This is a genomic window from Bacillus sp. DU-106, assembly GCF_004799705.1.
In the GTDB taxonomy this organism is placed as follows: domain Bacteria; phylum Bacillota; class Bacilli; order Bacillales; family Bacillaceae_G; genus Bacillus_A; species Bacillus_A cereus.
Window position 1 is genome coordinate 4448529 of record NZ_CP026607.1, and the last position, 18933, is coordinate 4467461.

An 18933-nucleotide genomic window follows, 5' to 3' on the forward strand; every position below is an offset into this window, starting at 1 on the left:
AAGATTTCAAAAGAGGATAGAAAAACACCTCACATAGCTTGAGGTGCTTTCACGGAATTTCTCTATAATCACTTGCAAAATTAACTTTTTTCTCTTGGTTATTTTTCGGAGAATCCAATCTTAAACTAATAGATTTACTAAATAATTTAGGATCAAAATAATTATTCATTACTTTTCTTAACTTACCTTCAGATATTTTCGTATTACAAGAAAACAAAGGATGAAAATGATGTTAATATATTTTTATACAATTAAGAATTTAATTTACAAGGGGGATTATATATGTTTAAAAAAATGGCCGCAGATGTATTAGGACTAAGCGATGTAGGTTCTGTTATTACACCTAAAGACTATGATAAGGTCGATGCCGATGATTATGTAATGCATGAAGATGGAGAGAAAATTTACTTTCTAATTAAATCGAAATCAGATGAATATTGCTTCACAAACAAAGGGTTAATTCACTTAGACGGTACAAGCGCAACAAGTAAAAAACGTACACTACGCCGCTTTCGTTATAGTAAATATCAAATTAAAAACGTAGCACTCGAAACTGCAGGAACGATTGATTTAGATGTAGAAATTAAGTTTCAAATGGGCGATGAACATTACTCAATTGATGTTCATAAAAAACATATTGAAGAATTAAAAGATTTATATAAGGCTTTACTTAAAATCGAAGAAATTTCATACGACAACGATATTACATTACAATATGCACATAAAAGTTTAGATATGGCATCTAATGCCTTTAGCCGCATTTCAAACGCACAAGTAAATTTAGCAGAGCAATTTAAAGAAATGAACGAGATTGCCTTTAACTGGCTTGTTGATACGAAGAAACAATATAATGTGAAAGATTATGGTTTTGTATTTGAGAAGTTTATTAACAACTAATTTAAAATACACAAAAAACCTTGTTATCAAGAGATAACAAGGTTTTCTTAGCGTCCCAGGAGAGATTCGAGCTCCCGCTCCGCCCATTTCCGTACTATTTTATATATTTTGATCGCAGTCTTAATATATCTTCTCCTTCGCGAATGCCTGCCGATCCCTTCCTCACATTTTTTACGACAGTCCAATTCGGGTTAGTTTCATCACCGATGTTCTGTACTGTAAAATTGCCATCACCATATTTTCGGTGGCCTTCTGCCAATTTCTCCGTTAAATCATTCTCATTTGATCTCGCCATCTTTGCGCCATCTCCCTTTTTTATACGACCTTCTTAAACCATCTAACCAATCACAGGTCCAGTCAATTGGAGATTCTCATTTTCCGCTTCTATTAATTGTAACACACTGCCGGGGATAAGTTCCGATAACTGCTGCTCAACCGTACTAGAATGGTAAAGAATTTTATAATATTGCAAGTAAACAATTAAGAGAATCTGGATATGGATTTGAGTTCCATCATAAACCTATTAATTCTTTAAATTAAATAAGATGAATAGGGCGCATAAATGGCGCTCTTTTTATTTAAGAAAAAAAGTACATATGCAACTGCTTAATATCAAAGGAAAGGTCGCAAATATTAAGCATGAACTACACTTATAACCCAAACATCAAATTTTAGACAAACAAAAAACCTTGTTATCTTTTGATAACAAGGTTTTTTTAGCGTCCCAGGAGAGATTCGAACTCCCGACCCGTCAATTACCTACGATATATAAACGATTTTTCCATCGCTTGCTGAACGTTCATTTGGGCGGTCAACTGACCGTTTTTGTTAACTAATATTATACGCTATATAGCAGCTCTACGTCAATGCTAAACGTACTCTTACTCCACCGATTCACCTATCGGTAATTCTGACGCACTTAGACGATACTATACTCACGAAATAAAAGATAATCGCCTAGAATCATTAATCTCGGCATTGCTTCAATATAAGACATAAAAAAGAGAGTGACTATATTAAGCCGCCCCCTCTTCGTTTTTATGTGATTTATCTAGCGCTTGTTTTATAGCTCTAGCTCTATCGTATTTAGCTTCGTAGCATCGCTTACAAATCGGCTTAAATCCACCTCGCCCATTTCGATAATAGCTATCTAGCGGAAACTTTTCATCGCAGTATTTACATTGCTTTACTTCGATTTCCTCGCCGTCTATCTCGATAAATTCCGTTAATGTATACGCACCCGTTGTGCGTGCCTTTACGTTACATGACTTGCATCGTGATTGCAGCCCATCGGGTGATTTCGTCTCTTTGTGGAAACCATCCGTAGTTGATTTTACCTTTCTACAGTATGTGCATTGCTTCATTTTTTCCTTTTTCATTTTAATTCTCCCTCTCTCTTCATAGTTAGATGAATAAAAAAGCGAAGCTATTAAGCTGCGCCAAAAATCGTGGTATCTTCATCGCAGCCGTTTCGAGCTATATAAGCAGTCATGCCGCCGTCACCTTTCACAATTTTCTTTTGCGCCTTCCATTCATCTGCGTTGTAATCGTACATGATTAGGTACCCGTTTTCTCCGAACTCCTTGCGAGCTGCTTCGATTACTTTTAATACCGCTGTTTTTTTCTTGTCTATTTTTCGTTTACTAGTCATTTTCCTTCGTCCTCTCTCTTCGCTTATTGTCGTTATGACTATCGTTTTTACTTATCGTTATGTAGATATAAAAAAGGCGGGCAATAGTCCGTAGACCTCGCCCCAGTCTCTAGCCCTTTCTTCCTGTCCCACCGCCAGCTATAAACATATCGTTTAACTCGTCTAGCGTTTTATGATCTTTTTTCATATTCGCTTCCCCTTCTGCATTATTCGCTAAATAAGTCGTGTCCGAATCGCTCATGATTCTCGATTTTCTTTTCTACTAATGCGGCTGTGTCTGCGTGGTCTTCGAAGTATTTAGCAGGTTCATTTACGTATTGCCCCGCAGTATGTCCGAGATTTTCCGTAATAGCCGCTTGTACTTGTCCGACTGCGAATGATGCCGAGCGCATATGATTAATATTATCTAGCTGCTCTTTAATTTGGTCGAAGTTCGGTACTTGCGATGCATTCGTTAGTTTTTGGCTCATACCTAATAAGAGCGGGCGAATATGTGGCAAGTTTTCACCTTTGCCGACTAGTTCCGCTAGTTGTCCCGTGAAATAGCCCTGTAATTCATGTGCCGTCTTGCCGTTCTTGCTCGCTACATCTACCATTCTCTCTAGGTATTTCATAGCTGTATCTTGATTAGGCGCTAGTAACACCTTTGTTTTTAAGTCGCTGATTTCAGCATCATATAAAATACGGTCGGCTTCGTTGAGGTCTTCGAATTGTGGCATTAATAACGTTCGTGTTTGCCTCTCGGCTTCGTCTAATAGCGCATTATACTTGCTTCGGCGGTCTTTCATTTCTTCTAGTAATACGTGTGTTGCTACTCTCTTAATGCGTCCTTTTCTTGCTGCCTTGCCTTCGAATGATAGTTCTCGATTTTCTCCTGTTTTGCGAATTTGCTCGTTAACTCCGCCATCTGACATTAGTAACTCACGTACGTAACTTGCTGTACCTGCTTTAATTTCTCGTGCCTCGTGCATTAGTTCTACTGCTGTTTTTGCGTTTGTCATTTTTTCATTTCCCCTTTGTTTGCTAGTTTAGTAGTTTATATAAACGGCAATACCGTCGATAACTTGCGTTATTATTTGACTAATAAGCCCAGTCGGCGTATAAATCCCGTCTTCTTATCACGCATTGTTTTAAAGAATTGTTTTAACTTCTCTCGTGCTGATCTTTCTTTTGTTTCTTGCTTTTCTTGCGCCTCGACCTCGTTAATATAAATGTCGTCTAGCGCCTCTAGCGTTCGTAAGTCGTCCATAATTACGGCACATTCGTTACACGCTGATTTAGGTTTCATTTCTGCTAATACATACGCACTAGAAAGCACTTCTTTGTATATATCTTCATTGCATGTATGTAAGTCATATGCAACAGGCGTTTCTCTATCGCAGCTCGCTTCGACTATTTCGGTAATCTTTCTAGCTAGGCTCTTTATTTCTTGCATAGGCGCTATAATCTGCCCTACTGTCTTGCCCCTGTCATATACATGAGCCACTAAGAACGAGTGACCTCGATACTCTTTAATATCGGCTATTACTAGCGGTCGATTTACTTTCCTTTGTATGCCCGTCTTTCCTTGTGCTGCGTCTTGAATAACATCGTTAATCATCGCTTAACCTCTCCTTTCTTATCGTTTACTCTTTTTCGTAGACTGTCCGATGCTTCTAAAAGCGGCAGGTCATACAGTAACTTCGATTGAATTACTCGTAAGTTATCACTTCCTATTAAACTCTCGATTCTCTTAATGTTTTCTTTTTTTGGCTGTGTATGTCCCTTCTCCCAACGATTAACCGTGAGAAGTGCCACGCCGAGCAACTTAGCGAATTCAGTTTGATTAAGTCCAGTAAGTTGCCTAATTGTCCTAATATCTTGCGGTTGCATTTTTATCATCCTTTCTTAGTTGTTTAATTTTTCATATCGAGGATATGATTTTTTCAACATACAATTTTAAAAAAAACATAATATGTGGTGACGCAGACAAGAGAAATGCAATGCCATTAGCTACGCTGCACATAACGCCTAACGCCACGATTGGGAAGATTCTAAACACCAGTGTTAGAAAAAAGATCCGTTGGTAGTATGATTAGTACCACCACAAATACGCTAGGGAACGATGCCCTTGCATATGTCTATTGAGCTATAGACTACATAACTATTACGTTTTCTCTAATAAAGATTGGAACGAATCTTAATGCGATAGAGAGCGAGAAAGGAAAGCAAGTGTGATACCGCTAGCTATCCGATACCACAAACCGACAAAGCTGTATGAGCTGCGGGCTATCCTGCCACTAACTTTTACTTCTCGCCTATATGTACGGCTAGAGCCTCATTTCTTGTATAGTGGAGCGCATTTTAAACTTATCTGTAACATTTCGGTTTACAGCGGGTTACATCTTACACCGCACTTTTAACGCCTTACACCCTTATAGGGGCATCAACCCGCCAAAACGGGTCACTTTTACGCACATTTCCCGCTATTATGCTGCTTGTAAAGCTCGGCAATAAATAGCGCACCTTCTAGCGTTACTTTCAGCGTTCTGTATCCCACTTCATACGTTACGACTTTGAAATACTTCTCGTATCCCTTTTTATACATATGAACCCCGTCCACTTTCTTTTTGTATAGTACGTTTTCTTGAATTAGGAATTTATTTAGCGCATTAGCGGAAACACCGTCTACATATGATTTCCCTACGCTTGTTAATGTTAAAAGCCCCGCCTGTTCCGTTACAAAGTCGAATTTCCCCGCCTTCTCTTCGTACTTTGCTGCCTTTTCTTCGGCTTCTTTGGCTCTAGCGTCTTTGTATTCCGTATATGCTGCGATTGCCTGCGCCTGCTTAATCGGGTCTTTAGCACGGATAATATCTAAAAGTAGTAATCCGTCTTTGTCGATTTCTTGTGTACGCTGCTCATTTGTCACATGCTCTTCGATGTTTAATAGCTGCGTCCGAACTTCTTTAGCGATATCGCTATCTTGTAAAAGCATTCCGATACGGAGAATTGCACGTTTCGGGAATATGTATGTACCACGCTTCGATACGCCATATTCTAATAAAGATGCATAGTGCGTCTTTATTGTTTCTTTGACTTCTCTATACTTTGCTAGGTACATTCCGTCTTGCTCTAATTCGTCGCTATTTCTTTGAATTACGGCTTTTAACGTGCTGTGTGATACCTCGTAGAATTGTGCAACTTGCTTAGTAGTCGCCATTTCCATACGTGGCAGTAATAGCAGCCCTTTGACTTTGCTTAACACTTCGACTCTTTCTATATATTTCTCACGCTGCGCCACGTTTGACGGGTCTGTGAATACGTCCGCTTCGTGTGTTACTGCTGTTACCTCTTGTTTTACGCCTTGTTTCGGTGTTACCTCTCCGAAATTGTCCTCGATTACGATATCTTTTGCTTTGATTCTCATTTGTAATACCTCCGATTAGTTATTTTTGTAGTTAATAGCTTCGTAGTCCCATAAGTCTGCGCCGCCGTTAAACTCAATCGTTATACGATCTTTTTTATTTTTCTTCGTCTGACTATGCAAACTTTCACGTTTTAGCTTTTTATTTTCTGCCTCTTCCTTTCCGTCCTCGCTATCCACCTTCTTACGCCGACGCATGCGCCTTTTCTTACGCATTAGCTCCTGTTTCTTCTCTTCGGGCATGTCTAGGTATCTTGTAGCGCTCTTTGGTATCTCGATATATCCTAAAAACATCGCTCTCACTCCCATTCGGCTTCCTTATCTTGCTTTCTCTTCTCGTCACGTCTTCTTATCTTTCTTACTGCCTTCTCATGTTTGACGTACCTTTCTAGTGCCTTCGGGTATCTTTCGAATAGTTCCCGAGGTGTTAGGGGCAATAGCGGGCGATATTCGTTATTAGCTCCGATACCTGTACGCCTTACTTGAAGTAACCCGACACTTCGCAGTATTTTTAGATTGTGATTAATAGTGCGGACGCTCTTGCCTATCTCCATTGCTAGGCGATATTGTGATGGGTATGCTTTCTTTTCTTCCTTATTGAAATAGTCGATAATGAGCTGATATAGCATCATTGCGCTCTCTGTCATGCCGTAGTCAGACATATACGAGTAGTAGCGCAGATTTGTAGGCATCTTGATAAAATCTAGCGTTCTATCGCCTTCCTCGGGCTTCACTGACTTATCAAATACTGGCTGCGCACCGTGAATCTTGCTTCTCTCCTTCGTGATTGCTTCAGCTGGCTTCTCGTAGTCCGTCCGCTCCTTTATCGTCTTTATGTAATCATCGTAAGCCGTTTCGTGTATCGGCTCTCCGTTTAGTAGTGTTTCGATTAGATGTTTGCTCATTTTAACCTCTCCTTTGGTGTAATTATTTGTAAGGCAATAGACTGCGTACGGTTCGGCAATAGCCTTCATATGATTAGGCAATAACCTTCATGTATAAGCGAGCAGCCTACTTCATGGTAATTAGATTTATTAATAACTAGATTTATAAACAAGATGTATATAACGAGAGTTATATATGTCTTACTTCGTAAGAGCGTACTAACGTAACGCATTAATAGTGATAGCGTAATAACTTATAAAAGAAATACGCAGTAATAGAAATAATGAAAAGCGAAGGTCTTAAAGATAATCCCCGCCGCTGATCTTTCTTGCTGCGTCGTTTTGTTCTTACAAAGAGATAGGCACACTCGACGCTATTTTTTGGTATGATTCTGCGATATTTCTTTAAATTAATTTTTAACGTCTTCTTATGTATAGGTGCGTTAACAGTTGAGGAAGAGGCGATTCTATAAAAATTACTTTCTCTCTCATTGCCCGCTCGTTTTCATAGGCGCTACTACTCGTTGTTTTTGGCATGCATTTAAGAAATTAATTCTTCACTAGCGTGAAGGCTCTACAAAATAATAAGGGCGATTCCCTATTCAATTAGGTTACGTTTTGCCCTTACACCCTTGTAGGCGCACTAGTAGGCTGTTATTGGTACGATATTTAAAACATTTCTAAAAACATAGGCGCACGGCTGCTTATATTCGGGTAATGAGTTCGGCAAACTACTGCGTCATATAATAGAAGAAACTAGCGAAGACAAAATGCAAAGTCATTAGTGAAAGTCGATAGAAGTCTAGTACGTCGATTAGACGCAGTTTTGTATGTATTAACATAAACGCCTTGAGTTAAAAAATTCGCATATAAATTTTTCTAGACGTGAAGGTTTCGAGAAATAGGCGGGGGTGGGTTGATTAGCTTCGATAGACTTCGTGAGGGATAATGCGCAGGGGCTTCGGTATGAGTTTCGATAGAGAGTGCGGAAAGTGTGGGCGACTGTTACACCCCGAGTTAAAAATTTGTGTATATAATTTGTTAGGGGTTGTTGTACGGCTTGTCGGGGGTGGCTTGGAGGGTCGGGCGAATTTCGATTGGGCGTTGTAGCTTCTTTGTACCTTCGTTGCGTTTTAACTTCGCAGATTCGCAGCAAGAGACGCTTTAAAATGAACGTTCTTTTCTTCCTTTTCTTTTCTTCGCAGAAACAAAACGAATAACAATTCAATTCGATTCACTTAGCGAACTCAATGTAATTCAATCGAATGAACTCAACTCACTTCAATTCGAACTCTTTACGCTTCAAATACAATTTACAAACGAATCACTTCACGAACTTAATCACAACAAAGAACAAACAAAGATTCTCAATGCTTTAATTCACAAACGAAACAACAAACGAAATCAATTGCAACAAAGAAAGATCATAAAGAGAAAAGCAATAACAAACTAATTGAACAAACTTACGAAGATACATATAGTAGTAGGTAGTGTGCTGGTGGTGTGTAGCCCGCTGGTAGTGTGCTGGCTTATAGGCTGCGTACAATGGTAGGCTGTGACGTACCTAGCGCTTTAGCTATCACCTTCTAGTAACATTGCAGTAAAAGGATAGAGAAGTATATAGCGACTGTATCTGGCTGTCTGGTATGGCGTAGTAGTGTGGTGTTAGTGCGGGGTATGTGTGTCGGGTATTGTGTCTAGGTATTGCCGTATGGTCAAAGTACATATGCCCTATTAATCGTAGGTAATGGCGGCGGGTATATCGGGGTAAGAATGCGCAGACATATGTAGGGTTGTTTCTAAACTAATGCGATAGTGGACAAATAAATAACGTATTCTTTTCTTTCGAGTATTGAATACACTTTTACAATGTGATAAGATAGGCACACGAGATGTATTCAAAACATGTATTCTTTATTCAACGCAGAATAAATAGAAAAGGATGATAACATATGACAGTATATGGGTACGCACGTGTTAGTACAGTAGGTCAAAAATTAGAAGTGCAAGAAGAGACGTTACATAATGCGGGATGTGAAGTTATTTATTCTGAGAAGTTCACGGGAACAACGAAGGAGAGACCGCAGTTTATCGAATTAATGGATAAAATTAGCGAAGGTGATACGCTAGTAGTTACGAAGCTAGACCGCTTTGCACGTTCAACAAAGGATGCGATAGAACTTGTAACAGAATTATACGAGCGAGGCGTAATTGTTAACGTGTTAAACCTCGGCGTTATTGATAGAAGTACCGCAGCAGGAAAGCTAATGTTTAATGTATTCGCTGCGTTCGCTGAATTTGAAAGAGATATGATTGTAGAGCGTACACAAGAAGGAAAAGCGGCAGCTAGACAAAAAGCTGATTTCCGAGAAGGGCGTCCAACGATAGCAAAAGCGCAGATAGATACGGCTATGATGTTATTGAAAGATAACTCTATTCGTAAAGTGGCGCAGATGACAGGGCTATCAGTATCGACAATACAACGTTATAAGAAGAAAAGAGAGGCGGCGCAGTAATTGGCGGTGTCTTTTTATGTTTAGATGCGTAAAAGCTAACCCCCCGAGATTTTAAAGGCACGCCCAGCAGAACTGGCAGCAGTTATATAGCCGCCTTTCGCTTCGTACACTATGCGCCCGTATACATATTTCACAGCGCTACACACGCCAATCTGACGATTCCCCCCGTGATATCGCTTATTTTGTAAATAAATGTACACATATTTCCGATACCTACCAACGCAACTATAGTTGTTACATCAACGTTCTTTATATTACATTCAACATATAAGATGTAGTTTACATTAGTGTACGGTGTATTCCGAACAATAGCGCAGATGTAACGACAATCATACACATATAATTCAGATTTATAAATTTAGTCCAATCCGTAGAATTATCGGAAAGAGGGCGCATGTAGTGTATATTCCCACAATAAGAGTGCCACCAGCATTTTGAAAAAAACTCACGCTAAGCAATAATCCAATAAGCCGCCCATATGTGGTGTTATTCCATTATTTATGTAATCCCTTTTTCCTAAACTCTCTCCATATGTCATCTATAAAAATTTTCGGATGAAAATAACCAGCATGACGTAATAATTCTCTATAACTCGGATTATCTTCGAAAAATTGAGATGAATAGACTCTTCTACGTGAATCATTCGTAGCATCCTTAAATTTCGGATCTGCAAAGATACGTTCTTTTAATTCGTTTACTTCTTTATCAATTTTATTCTTACGTTGAGTCTTAATCTCTTCTAACTTTTCTTCTGGGGTCTCTTGCACTACTTCTTCAACAATTATATTCACCATATCTTCATATTCATAAAGGTCGGCAATTTCTTCTCTTTCTGTAACGTTGAAAAATAAAAACCCTTCCTTTATATAATACATGAACACAGCTGAAGGCTTATCAAAATTAATTTCATCTATCATTCTATTATATTCATTGATTTTTCTACTTACTTGTTCTTGGATTTCATTTTCATACTTTTGGTGGTACTCATCAGGAATTATATAGCTCTCCTTAGAATCATGGAAATAAGAGTAAAATAGTAATTTATTTTCTACATGTACATGAAAATCTAGGAACTCCTCCAGATTAGGTATCTCTATTTGAGTGCCTTTTTCTGAATTTATATGAGTTCTTCCATTAATCAGGGAAAAACTTCTTGTTTCCGCTATATTTTTCAAGTTTTCTTTAAGCCATAGTTGATATTCCATAGTAAACCCTCCTTGCTAAAATTAAGATTTATCTCTATGATAACCCCAATAAGTGGCAGTACGCCATCGCTATTAAGTTAAGAAACACAAAATCCCCATTTAGGAGGCACCTTAAAATCTGAGCTTAATAGGTATGTGGCAATGCTCCCAAGCCTACATTAATATTCATATTGCATTTTTAAAATGTAACGTATAAATAAAAAGAAGCTGCGATATATCCAACGTGAGAGAGCGCTGGAACACAACTACATAGACTGCTTCTACTAGACGTACAAACGCTATTAGAAGTGCTAGAAGACTATTATATAATTTCGTACACTATGAAGCATAGTAAGTCATGATTACTTGAGATTCATTTTTAATAGTTTCAAAATAAAGATAGGTTTTTTGTCTAAAAAATAACTTTTGGAATCTATAACCAAGATAGGTTATAATACGAATATACGAAAAAAGCCCGTCGTATTGGTAGTACGAAAGGCTTCGCAAGGTGGTGAATACATATGGATGCACTCACCGTTACTGCGGTTTGCTCTTTACTCATGGTCGTTATGGGAATGATTAACATGAGCAAAGGAAAGAAGTAATATTTTATCGAAAGTCTTTCAGTGTTGGTAGCACTCGAGAGACTTTTTCTTTATATAGTATTCCACGCAAAACTAAAATTATTACACATTTACACATTTACACATTTACACATTTACACAACTTCTATCACTATTATAACGCTGTGCTAGCGCACATTTCAATACTTAACATAAACTTAACGTTAACACTGACAATTCATTCTGTACTTGCTACATATGCGCAGTCATAAAAAGACGCTAAGATGGTTAGTCCTAGCGCCATTTAATACGATGTATCCTTTTATAATACGGCAGGTGGTTTTCTTTTTTGTTCCCTTTAAAAATGGTAAAATTGGAAATAGGCAAATAGAATAATTTAAAAGGGAGATCGAGGTCAATGCAGAAAAAGTTACAGGTTTTTATTTCATCAACGTTTACTGACTTACAGGAAGAAAGACAAGCAGCAGTACAAGCGGTATTAAATGCGGGGCATATTCCAGCAGGGATGGAGCTTTTCAAAGCAGCAGATACCTCCCAAAAAGAAACCATTAAAAAATGGATAGAAGAATCTGATGTTTATATGCTTGTTTTGGGTGGGAGATACGGGTCAATCGATCATGAAACAGGCTTAAGCTACACACATTGGGAATATGAATATGCTGGAAAACTGAAAAAACCTCGATTTGCAATTGTAATAAATGATGATGCGTTAAATGAAAAAGTAAGTAAATACGGTGCAAATGTTTTAGAAAGAGAAAACTACCCAAATTATGTAGAATTTAAAAAAGAAGTACTTAGCAAAATTTCAAAATTTTATTCAGACGTCAGAGATATTAAAATCGCTGTATTAGAGTCTCTAAAAGAGTACGAAAAAGATAAAAAACTAACTGGATGGGTTTCTGGATTAGAAATTAAAGATGCTAGTAGTCTTATGAAAGACAATTATAATTTAATTAAAGAAAATACAAAGTTACAAAAACAGGTGCAACAGTTGCAAATTAAGCTAGATAAAAAAAATGAGATAGACGGTATGTCATTTGAGGAAGTTAAGTCTTGCTTGGAACAGAAGATACTTCGTCCTGATAAACATGGGGTAACTGCTGAAAATATGCAGGGTAAAAAATTTAGCGTTTATGAATTATTTACACTAACAAGTAATTTCTTTGCATCAGGCATAACCAATAAAGCTGGAAATGATGAAGTTGAAATATTTCTATATCACAGAGTTGCCCCTATACTTATGCAGTTTAGTCTAGTAGAAAAAATAAAGTTAGCAGGAGTTGAATACCAGCGGATTCAAACTAGCAAGGTTGGCTTGAAGTTTCTAAGATTAGTAACTTTGGAAAAGAGTAAGCAAACTGTCTAATATAATCGGAAGTAGTAAATAAGTCTATTTTGTTAAAGCACCCAAATCGGGTGTTTTTTCGTCTAAATTATTAATTCCACTTTCCCTATCTCCCAATCATAACTCCTCCTCCGATCTATCAGTGTATTGTCTCGTTATTTCAGCTTAAACTTAACGTCTGCTTTACTCCTTTCCTTTTCCGCAAAAAATCTCCAATAAACGTATTTCTTTGTCTCACTTATCGTTCATTCTTCTTGCGTCGCCTACGTTCTGTTAGAATCGCTGCACCTATCGCAGTAGATATCACCTATTATTATCGTTATACTCTCTTACCTTATCTCTACAGCGCAACGCCGTTTCCGTAAGCTGTGCGGCTATGACAGATAAAGCGAATAGTGCCGAAAATAATTGTACGTAAAAGCTATCCGATACATTCAGTAGCCACAATGCGAATAAAGCTAGCGTAAGCAATATAATAGACGGTTTCCGCCCCTTCTTAATCTTAATTCGAAACACCGTAAGCCCTCCTTAATAAAGAGAAAAGCGCTAGAGTGATTAATCCTCAGCGCCTTCTTGTATAACGGCTAATGCCGTCCTGTGGTGATATGTATTATCAGCATGACTGCGCATGTCCTGCGCCAGTGGTGAGCCGAAAAATATAATATAAATCAGTTATATTAAATGTACAATAGCTACGACACAATACCGCCGATTGTTCTACAATTAATATTATATAAGTCTATAATTTTCCACACAACACGAATACACGTTCTAATCAAATGCGTGCGTATGATCTTTCTTGATAATCTTAGCTCATGCTATTGTTCTGCGTTCTCCTGCGCTTCCTTCTCTTCCATTTCTTTTAATTCGTCCTGCCACTTATCGCCGATACCACCGCTAGGCGTATTCCAACGTTTTTCTTGACGGAGGATTCTCGCCTTATCTTCCTCGGTCATTTCATCTTGGTATTTTTTCGCTTCCTTACGTTGCTGTTCTTCATAATCTCTTTCCTGTTGCTCTAGATGTCTTCGGTGTGCCTCTTCATCAATAATCTTATCGCAGTCATGCTCTGGTTCCTTCGTTTCATCGTGTCCGTGTCCGCAATAATCGTTCGGAATTTTAGTACTAGATTTCGTAGCAGGTTTAGAATTACCTGTTGTACGTTCTTCGTTAGCTTTCGCATCTTTAACCGCAGCATTTCTAAGACCGTCTTGTTCTTTCTTCGTTACACTTCCATCAGGATTAAACGTTATAGTCATCGTACCTTCTCCACCCTGACCTAAATATCCGTAGATAGAGAAAGACTTATATTTTTCGATAAATCTAGGCGCACCCGCTATTTCTTTAACTTTATTCGCAGACATTCCAACATTAATTCCTTCATACTGTTCTAACGATACGGTTGGTGCATCATTATTCGCATCTTTATAATATGGACGTCTGTCGTTAATCTCCTTATCTTCTTTCGTTGTTCCCTCCACTTGTTGTAACTTCTCGTCCTTCGCAGGTTCTTCGTCAACCTTCTCGACTTTAGTCGGATTGGACGTTTCCTCTTCTCCTTGCGCAGTTTCAACAGATTCGTGTTTCTTATACGGCTCATAGTCCGCTTTTTCTTTCGTAGAGCAGGCACTAAAGATTGACGTTGTCGCCACACCTAATAAAACTACTTTCTTCAATGACTTCATAGTAATTCCCCCAGTGTTGTTTAATGCATATTAATCAACCTATGTTAATTCACGATATATTAATAGTAGATTTCATAAAGGGCACTCAACTTCCCATACGTAACGCATTTCGATATTACCCTTTATGTATTATCCCGATACATTCTACTCTTTATTTTACCGCACACAGTAAATTTATGTAATTAATAATTCACTGAGACACAACCCTCTTTCGTTTTATAAACGAGCGTACCGCCCCTCTAGCACTACCAAAAGAGCGACCTGTTTTCTTCGCCAATCTTCTAGCAATATCACATGTACTTTCTATGTGATCCGTATCAAAAACGATATCTACTATTAGCTTATCTACCTCTCTATCGCAATGCTTCTCGTAAAATTCTCCTCTTACTACTGCGTCTAGCGCTTCCCCTTCCACATCTATAGCTGTATCTATTCTATCTATTGCGTTCACTTCTTTGCCTACTAGCTGCAATGCCTTGCGCTTTTCTCCCCTATTTCCGCAATAATGACGTAATCCTTGCTGTAATAGCGCATATACCCTACCGCTAAAATCCCCCCGCTCTTCATTAAACGACCTTACTGCGTATTCAATTCGTCTATAGCAATCTTCAATAAAATCCGCTTCGTTATTCATCTTGTACCAATTATCCTGCGTTAACCTCTCTATATATCCCATATAGTACACCTTAACTTCCCACATCTTCGCATTATCCGCCTTGGCTGCGTTTGCTAGTGCATTTAGTTCTTCATTTATCATTCTTTCCTCGTCCCCTTGTTAGTGGTAATTATCTATATTTTCCTCTAGCCGTGGTTAGTGGTAGTAATTTCTTTTAAATCTCTTGACCTTATGTTTTTCGGTTTTTATCATGCCGCAGCGAAGTTAGGAAAACGGCTGGCTGGCAGATTTATCCCCTAGATTTCGAAGTTAAAAAGTAACTAAGAAAGCTAGAGAGATAAGTGTCTTCGGTTAATGCCATGCCTTGCTTCGTCAGTGTTCCGTATGTATTAGACCCCATTCACTTAATGACTTTCGCCATATGCATCCTTTTACGTAGGCTTGTCCGCATAATATCGTCCCTATGCGACAAACTGAATGCATTCCCTAGCGCCGTAACGCTAACGATAACCTCCCGAACCTTTTAGACTAAACATCTAGGTAAGTTCTCACCTTCCCGCAGCATACGAATAGGAATACACTACGGGGCGCTATCCTTGTAAAAGTATACTAAGTACTTTCCGCACGACCGATAGCAAGCCAAGCCGTAATTATCCTTGCGTTATACATGTCCATAATTACGGTAATCAGTTTTTTACGTGGTTTACAGGCAGTTCCACGTTCGGAAATCCTGTAACTCATCACCTAAAAATGGCAGCACTTAAGAAGCCTTGCATTACTCGAATTTTTTCGATAAAATGAAGGTACTGAATGACAAGATTGTCCGTTATTTAGTTTTTGATTTTAATTTTGAATTTTTTGGGTCACGGACTGCGCCAACAGTCTACCCTACGAGGAGCATCCGCCAAGATGCTCTTTTTTATTTACAAGAAATTCCTTAGACTTTCCGCTACTTCGTTCTTATCTAAATGTAGATAACGTGTTGTAACGGATATATCGCTATGCCCTAGCGCTTTAGATATCAACGCAACGTTTGCACCTTTCTTTAAGAGATTCTTTGCAAAACCTCTACGTATAGCATGCGGATTAATATTTTTAAGACCGTATTCTTTAGCGTGTTTAGTCATTCGCTTTGATATGATATTATTCGTCGGACTAGTTAAGACACTTCCACCACTCTTCGTAATAAAGAGATAATCATTTTTTACGTTGTATTCTCTTCGAATGATTTCATTTTGTTTCATAAGAACGTCTAACAATCGTGCAAGAGCGTCGTCAAACGGTAGATATATTGATTCATGATTCTTAATAATACCGCCGTCAACACTTAATACTTTTGTATCTAAATCGACGTGTTTATGCTCGAGCTGCGCCAATGTGCCGACACGTATTCCTGTTTGATACATAAGTAAGATAGCAGTAGCATCTCGTAAATCTAAGAATCGTGTTAAGTCAAGTACCGATAACAAGATATTAATTTCACGATCTGTCGCACCTTCTTTAACAGGCGTATCCACTTTTATCTTCACATTGCGCCAAAAGTTAATATCAATCCACCCGTTATCGTGGCAACGTCCTAGAAACGCCTTTAAGCACTTTAAACGAGTTAATTTCGTTTGATTACTAACGTTCATAGACGATAACCACTCGTAAATATGATTAACGTTTAATTCTTCTAAGTATTGCGTATCTGTTATCTTCGTAAAGTGATTAACGTGTAAATAGTAGTCATTTATCGTACGCTCACGTAACCCTGTCGCCTTCATTTGACGTACAACTATTTCGAGTGCTTTGTCGATTGTTAAATTAAAGGTATAACGACCCTCTGCGGTCTCTTTCTTCCGTGGATCACTTTTCAATCTGTCGCTAAAAACATCCGATAAGTCTTCGCTAATCATTAAAGAATCACGTCTTTTTGACATAAAAAAATAAGCCCCCTAACTCGTTAGTGACCGCACATTGTACGATTCAACTTACGAATTAGAGAGCTTATATATTGCGGATTTTGACGTCACCGCAAAAGGTTTTCTTAGCGTCCCAGGAGAGATTCGAACTCCCGACCGTACGCTTAGAAGGCGTATGCTCTATCCGGCTGAGCTACTGGGACATGGAGCGGGTGAAGAGAATCGAACTCTCGACCAGAGCTTGGAAGGCTCTTGTTTTACCACTAAACTACACCCGCATATGTTATTTTCTTTTCTTCGTTAGCGCCGTTTCCCTATCGACAATATTTATTATATGTATAACCACACATAAAGTCAACACCTTTTTTAAAAGAGGATAAATTTTCTTATCCTCTTTTAAAAACTGCCTGTTCAACTAGTTGTCCGTCTAACGTTTCAAAACGAACTTCCATTTGATTTTCATCCATTTCTAATAAAGCAAATGTCTTTTCTACACGCTGACGTGGTAATAAAATACTGCCTGGATTAATAAATAAAACGCCCTCGATTAATTCCGCACCTAATACGTGAGAATGTCCGAAGCATGCAACTTGCGCTCCCACTTCTTCAGCATGGTACGCTAGCGTTTGTAATGTCATTTTTACATTATGTCGATGCCCATGTACAACTAAGAAGCGAATTCCATCTACATCAGTTACAATTTCATCTTGAAAGTTAGCATAATCACAATTTCCTTTTACAACATGGAAACCTTGCAGCTCTTCATGAGCAGGCGTTAGCTCTGAATCACCGCAATGAATCATGATATCTACTTTCCCTTCATACTTCTCTTTTAACTGCTGTAATTCCTTCACAGAGCTATGACTATCGCTTACGATTAAAGCTTTCATCAATCTCTCTCCCTTATTCTCCTAAAAACCATTCAGGGATTTTTTCTTCTAGCTTACGAAGAGCACGTCCGCGGTGACTAATAGCATTTTTTTCATCTGAACTTAATTCCGCCATTGCTTTTTTGTATTCTTCCACATAAAAGATCGGATCGTATCCAAAGCCATTTTCTCCGCGGCGTTGTTCTAAAATAAATCCTTCACATGTCCCGTTTACAATGACAGGCTTTTTATCACCTTCAGGGAAAGCTACTGCTAATGCACAGTAGAAGCGAGCTTTACGCTTATCAAACGGTATTTCATTTAATTCTTGTAAAACTTTATCAATATTCGCTTGATCATCTTTTGGCTCTCCAGCAAAACGAGCTGAATACACGCCTGGTTTCCCGTTTAACGCATCTACAATAAGACCTGAATCATCCGCAATTACAATTGCATTCAACTGTCTACTCAAACTATCCGCTTTTAAGATCGCATTTTCTTCAAATGTTTCACCAGTTTCTTCGACTTCTTCAATATGAGGAAAATCGTGTAATGATTTCACTTCTAAATCAAATCGCTCAAATAACTCAGCAAATTCACGTACTTTCCCCATATTTTTTGTCGCTACAACAACTTGTTTCATACTTTCCACCTCTACTCTATATGAGATACGATGTCACCTAACGCTTCTTTTTGCATATCAATCAGTTGGAAAATGCCTTGTTCTGCTGCATCAAGTAATTCATTTAACTGCGCTCTACTAAACGTCGCTTCTTCTCCAGTTCCTTGCACTTCAACAAACTGACCTTTTCCAGTCATAATTACATTCATATCAACGTCTGCTTTAGAATCTTCTGCATAGTTTAAATCTAAAACAACACCTTGCTCTTCAACAATCCCTACTGACGTTGCTGCTAAATAATCTTTTACTGGAATTTTAGATACTTTTTCTGCTTGTAATAACTTCTCAAACGCTAATACCATCGCTACGTATGCACCTGTAATAGAAGCTGTTCTCGTTCCACCATCTGCTTGGATGACATCACAGTCAATCCAAACTGTTCTCTCGCCAAGCGCTTCTAAATCAACTACCGCACGTAATGCTCGTCCAATTAAGCGCTGGATTTCCATTGTACGCCCTGTTACTTTCCCTTTGCTTGACTCCCTAATCGTACGTTGTTCTGTTGCACGCGGAATCATCGCGTATTCAGCTGTTACCCATCCTTTTCCTTCTCCACGCATAAACGGTGGTACACGCTCTTCAATTGTTGCTGAGCAAATCACCTTTGTATCCCCAACTTCAATTAATACAGATCCCTCTGGATGTTTTAAATAATTCGTATGAATATGTATATGGCGTAATTCTGTTTTCTCTCTACCATCTACTCGCAT

At 38.4% G+C, this 18933-nt stretch carries 21 protein-coding genes, 2 tRNA genes and 1 pseudogene; 4 read left to right on the forward strand and 20 right to left on the reverse strand.

All coding sequences use genetic code 11. From position 1 onward, the window contains the following. Positions 1 to 282 precede the first annotated feature (282 nt). Positions 283 to 897, forward strand: a complete 615-nt coding sequence (locus tag C3Y97_RS22610; protein ID WP_000473863.1) for a PH domain-containing protein — start codon at positions 283 to 285, stop codon at positions 895 to 897. A 94-nt stretch (positions 898 to 991) separates the two neighbouring features. Here C3Y97_RS22610 and C3Y97_RS22615 read toward each other — a convergent pair whose 3' ends face one another. Beyond that, a complete protein-coding gene (locus tag C3Y97_RS22615) occupies positions 992 to 1192 on the reverse strand; it encodes a hypothetical protein (RefSeq protein WP_000124460.1) in 201 nt (66 codons plus the stop codon). Positions 1193 to 1344: 152 nt separating this feature from the next. On the opposite strand from C3Y97_RS22615, the pseudogene C3Y97_RS28505 reads away from it, so the two are divergent. Beyond that, a pseudogene (locus C3Y97_RS28505) lies at positions 1345 to 1437 on the forward strand (DUF6572 domain-containing protein); the annotation flags it as partial. 476 nt (positions 1438 to 1913) lie between these two features. Here the strand turns inward: C3Y97_RS28505 and C3Y97_RS22620 are convergent. From C3Y97_RS22620 to C3Y97_RS22655, 9 genes are all read right to left on the reverse strand, one after another. Beyond that, positions 1914 to 2276: a hypothetical protein gene (locus C3Y97_RS22620; RefSeq protein WP_000711791.1), complete on the reverse strand. Its 363-nt coding sequence runs from the start codon at positions 2274 to 2276 to the stop codon at positions 1914 to 1916. 50 nt (positions 2277 to 2326) lie between these two features. Then, complete coding sequence (locus C3Y97_RS22625; protein WP_000202172.1) at positions 2327 to 2548, reverse strand: hypothetical protein; 222 nt, start codon at positions 2546 to 2548, stop codon at positions 2327 to 2329. Positions 2549 to 2657: 109 nt separating this feature from the next. Continuing rightward, on the reverse strand, positions 2658 to 2789 hold the full coding sequence (locus C3Y97_RS28285) for a hypothetical protein (RefSeq protein WP_255257854.1): 132 nt from the start codon (positions 2787 to 2789) through the stop codon (positions 2658 to 2660). After that, positions 2755 to 3549, reverse strand: a complete 795-nt coding sequence (locus C3Y97_RS22630) for a hypothetical protein (RefSeq protein WP_136363655.1) — start codon at positions 3547 to 3549, stop codon at positions 2755 to 2757. The genes C3Y97_RS28285 and C3Y97_RS22630 overlap by 35 nt, the downstream gene beginning before the upstream one ends. A 71-nt stretch (positions 3550 to 3620) precedes the next feature. After that, a complete protein-coding gene (locus C3Y97_RS22635; RefSeq protein WP_136363656.1) occupies positions 3621 to 4148 on the reverse strand; it encodes a hypothetical protein in 528 nt (175 codons plus the stop codon). After that, positions 4145 to 4420, reverse strand: a complete 276-nt coding sequence (locus C3Y97_RS22640; RefSeq protein WP_103653382.1) for a helix-turn-helix domain-containing protein — start codon at positions 4418 to 4420, stop codon at positions 4145 to 4147. Before C3Y97_RS22640 ends, C3Y97_RS22635 begins: the two co-directional genes overlap by 4 nt. Before the next feature lie 577 nt (positions 4421 to 4997). Then, positions 4998 to 5957, reverse strand: coding sequence for a phage antirepressor KilAC domain-containing protein (locus tag C3Y97_RS22645; protein WP_136363657.1), 960 nt, complete (start codon positions 5955 to 5957; stop codon positions 4998 to 5000). Positions 5958 to 5972: 15 nt separating this feature from the next. After that, positions 5973 to 6248 (reverse strand): hypothetical protein, encoded by a 276-nt coding sequence (locus C3Y97_RS22650; protein ID WP_002181059.1) that lies wholly within the window; start codon positions 6246 to 6248, stop codon positions 5973 to 5975. 5 nt (positions 6249 to 6253) lie between these two features. Beyond that, complete coding sequence (locus C3Y97_RS22655) at positions 6254 to 6859, reverse strand: helix-turn-helix domain-containing protein (RefSeq protein ID WP_136363658.1); 606 nt, start codon at positions 6857 to 6859, stop codon at positions 6254 to 6256. A 1931-nt stretch (positions 6860 to 8790) separates the two neighbouring features. Between C3Y97_RS22655 and C3Y97_RS22660 the strand changes: the two genes are divergently transcribed. Beyond that, positions 8791 to 9354: a recombinase family protein gene (locus C3Y97_RS22660; RefSeq protein ID WP_136363659.1), complete on the forward strand. Its 564-nt coding sequence runs from the start codon at positions 8791 to 8793 to the stop codon at positions 9352 to 9354. A gap of 494 nt (positions 9355 to 9848) precedes the next feature. On the opposite strand, the gene C3Y97_RS22665 is transcribed toward C3Y97_RS22660, so the two are convergent. Beyond that, the gene (locus tag C3Y97_RS22665) at positions 9849 to 10559 is read right to left on the reverse strand and encodes a hypothetical protein (RefSeq protein WP_136363660.1); all 711 of its coding nucleotides are present in this window, start codon (positions 10557 to 10559) and stop codon (positions 9849 to 9851) included. 960 nt (positions 10560 to 11519) lie between these two features. On the opposite strand from C3Y97_RS22665, the gene C3Y97_RS22670 reads away from it, so the two are divergent. Beyond that, positions 11520 to 12488: a DUF4062 domain-containing protein gene (locus tag C3Y97_RS22670; RefSeq protein WP_136363661.1), complete on the forward strand. Its 969-nt coding sequence runs from the start codon at positions 11520 to 11522 to the stop codon at positions 12486 to 12488. Between the two features lie 282 nt (positions 12489 to 12770). Here the strand turns inward: C3Y97_RS22670 and C3Y97_RS22675 are convergent, their stop codons facing one another. The 9 genes from C3Y97_RS22675 to rph all read right to left on the reverse strand — a co-directional run bounded on the left by C3Y97_RS22675 (position 12771) and on the right by rph (position 18933). Beyond that, positions 12771 to 12983, reverse strand: coding sequence for a hypothetical protein (locus C3Y97_RS22675; protein ID WP_136363662.1), 213 nt, complete (start codon positions 12981 to 12983; stop codon positions 12771 to 12773). Positions 12984 to 13285: 302 nt separating this feature from the next. Beyond that, the gene (locus tag C3Y97_RS22680; protein WP_098770539.1) at positions 13286 to 14152 is read right to left on the reverse strand and encodes a hypothetical protein; all 867 of its coding nucleotides are present in this window, start codon (positions 14150 to 14152) and stop codon (positions 13286 to 13288) included. Between the two features lie 190 nt (positions 14153 to 14342). Beyond that, positions 14343 to 14909: a hypothetical protein gene (locus C3Y97_RS22685; protein WP_136363663.1), complete on the reverse strand. Its 567-nt coding sequence runs from the start codon at positions 14907 to 14909 to the stop codon at positions 14343 to 14345. A 782-nt stretch (positions 14910 to 15691) separates the two neighbouring features. Continuing rightward, a complete protein-coding gene (locus C3Y97_RS22690) occupies positions 15692 to 16690 on the reverse strand; it encodes a tyrosine-type recombinase/integrase (RefSeq protein WP_136363664.1) in 999 nt (332 codons plus the stop codon). Positions 16691 to 16801: 111 nt separating this feature from the next. Further along, positions 16802 to 16875, reverse strand: a tRNA-Arg gene (locus C3Y97_RS22695). Between the two features lies 1 nt (position 16876). Next, positions 16877 to 16950 (reverse strand) — tRNA-Gly (locus C3Y97_RS22700). Positions 16951 to 17058: 108 nt separating this feature from the next. Continuing rightward, the gene (locus tag C3Y97_RS22705) at positions 17059 to 17562 is read right to left on the reverse strand and encodes a metallophosphoesterase (RefSeq protein WP_000645488.1); all 504 of its coding nucleotides are present in this window, start codon (positions 17560 to 17562) and stop codon (positions 17059 to 17061) included. 13 nt (positions 17563 to 17575) lie between these two features. Continuing rightward, the gene (locus C3Y97_RS22710; protein ID WP_000815939.1) at positions 17576 to 18184 is read right to left on the reverse strand and encodes an XTP/dITP diphosphatase; all 609 of its coding nucleotides are present in this window, start codon (positions 18182 to 18184) and stop codon (positions 17576 to 17578) included. 11 nt (positions 18185 to 18195) lie between these two features. Further along, entirely contained in the window at positions 18196 to 18933 is a 738-nt protein-coding gene (gene rph, locus C3Y97_RS22715) for a ribonuclease PH (protein WP_001261765.1), read from the reverse strand.

Excerpts from the sequence above, each read along its gene's own strand:
- C3Y97_RS22610 (WP_000473863.1), top strand. The coding sequence starts at position 283 with ATGTTTAAAAAAATGGCCGCAGATGTATTAGGACTAAGCGATGTAGGT.
- C3Y97_RS22615 (WP_000124460.1), bottom strand. The coding sequence starts at position 1,192 with ATGGCGAGATCAAATGAGAATGATTTAACGGAGAAATTGGCAGAAGGC.
- C3Y97_RS22620 (WP_000711791.1), bottom strand. The coding sequence starts at position 2,276 with ATGAAAAAGGAAAAAATGAAGCAATGCACATACTGTAGAAAGGTAAAA.
- C3Y97_RS22625 (WP_000202172.1), bottom strand. The coding sequence starts at position 2,548 with ATGACTAGTAAACGAAAAATAGACAAGAAAAAAACAGCGGTATTAAAA.
- C3Y97_RS28285 (WP_255257854.1), bottom strand. The coding sequence starts at position 2,789 with ATGAGCGATTCGGACACGACTTATTTAGCGAATAATGCAGAAGGGGAA.
- C3Y97_RS22630 (WP_136363655.1), bottom strand. The coding sequence starts at position 3,549 with ATGACAAACGCAAAAACAGCAGTAGAACTAATGCACGAGGCACGAGAA.
- C3Y97_RS22635 (WP_136363656.1), bottom strand. The coding sequence starts at position 4,148 with ATGATTAACGATGTTATTCAAGACGCAGCACAAGGAAAGACGGGCATA.
- C3Y97_RS22640 (WP_103653382.1), bottom strand. The coding sequence starts at position 4,420 with ATGCAACCGCAAGATATTAGGACAATTAGGCAACTTACTGGACTTAAT.
- C3Y97_RS22645 (WP_136363657.1), bottom strand. The coding sequence starts at position 5,957 with ATGAGAATCAAAGCAAAAGATATCGTAATCGAGGACAATTTCGGAGAG.
- C3Y97_RS22650 (WP_002181059.1), bottom strand. The coding sequence starts at position 6,248 with ATGTTTTTAGGATATATCGAGATACCAAAGAGCGCTACAAGATACCTA.
- C3Y97_RS22655 (WP_136363658.1), bottom strand. The coding sequence starts at position 6,859 with ATGAGCAAACATCTAATCGAAACACTACTAAACGGAGAGCCGATACAC.
- C3Y97_RS22660 (WP_136363659.1), top strand. The coding sequence starts at position 8,791 with ATGACAGTATATGGGTACGCACGTGTTAGTACAGTAGGTCAAAAATTA.
- C3Y97_RS22665 (WP_136363660.1), bottom strand. The coding sequence starts at position 10,559 with ATGGAATATCAACTATGGCTTAAAGAAAACTTGAAAAATATAGCGGAA.
- C3Y97_RS22670 (WP_136363661.1), top strand. The coding sequence starts at position 11,520 with ATGCAGAAAAAGTTACAGGTTTTTATTTCATCAACGTTTACTGACTTA.
- C3Y97_RS22680 (WP_098770539.1), bottom strand. The coding sequence starts at position 14,152 with ATGAAGTCATTGAAGAAAGTAGTTTTATTAGGTGTGGCGACAACGTCA.
- C3Y97_RS22685 (WP_136363663.1), bottom strand. The coding sequence starts at position 14,909 with ATGATAAATGAAGAACTAAATGCACTAGCAAACGCAGCCAAGGCGGAT.
- C3Y97_RS22690 (WP_136363664.1), bottom strand. The coding sequence starts at position 16,690 with ATGTCAAAAAGACGTGATTCTTTAATGATTAGCGAAGACTTATCGGAT.
- C3Y97_RS22705 (WP_000645488.1), bottom strand. The coding sequence starts at position 17,562 with ATGAAAGCTTTAATCGTAAGCGATAGTCATAGCTCTGTGAAGGAATTA.
- C3Y97_RS22710 (WP_000815939.1), bottom strand. The coding sequence starts at position 18,184 with ATGAAACAAGTTGTTGTAGCGACAAAAAATATGGGGAAAGTACGTGAA.
- rph (WP_001261765.1), bottom strand. The coding sequence starts at position 18,933 with ATGCGAGTAGATGGTAGAGAGAAAACAGAATTACGCCATATACATATT.